The 768-nt window shown below is 59.1% G+C and carries 1 protein-coding gene; it reads left to right on the forward strand.

Annotated features, from left to right (window positions below):
- A partial coding sequence (locus tag ACR0C6_RS21675; protein WP_480621202.1) for a helix-turn-helix domain-containing protein occupies positions 1-656 on the forward strand: 656 nt, incomplete at its 5' end.
- Between the last annotated feature and the right edge of the window lie 112 nt (positions 657-768).

Raw genomic sequence — 768 nt, forward strand, 5'->3', positions numbered from 1 at the left:
GCGGCGCGGTGCTGCTTCTGCCGCAACTCGGAAGAACAGGCCGGAACACCGTTGCTGTCCACCCGAATTTCGCAGCCGCTGCACTGGAGGGCGGGCTGGAAGATTGTGGCACCGGCACGCATCTGGCCGCAGACGGGTGCGCCCATAGCGCAACCACCCGGTTAAGCGCGCTGCGCCTGCTGTCAGAATTTGTGTCGATCGACCACGGGGAACATATCGCGGACATACTGCGCGGATACATTGGACTGACGGAACCCACACAAAAGCACGGCAGCACGCTTGCCGCCCGTCTGGTGCACCGTGCAAAAGGTGATCAGCTTGTCATGCGCACGCTGGATGCGATGCAGGAAAACATCGAAGATCCTTTGACGATCTCGGAACTTTCCAATGTACTCAGGACCTCGACCCGCCAGTTACAGCGAAGGTTTCTAAGCAAAACCGGTGCGAAACTTTTGTCGACCTACAAAGAGCTACGGCTGGAGCGGGCGCAGAGCCTTTTACAATTCACCAACATGTCGCAGATCGAAATCTCGACAGCGACCGGCTTTTCATCGACTGTCGCGCTGAAACGCGCCTTTCAACGCAGCTTTGACGTCAGCCCGGACGAAATTCGGAACAAGCGATTTCTGGGGACGGCCGCCCCGGAACACGGATAACCTTTCGCGTTTGTCTCGTGATCCACCAGTCAACGCAGCACCGAGCCCGCGGGGACCTTGCGCCCACGCAGGTCAGGTTTGGTGCGGGCGATCAGGCCGCAGCGATCTGACT

This window comes from Ruegeria sp. AL12 (assembly GCF_056540885.1).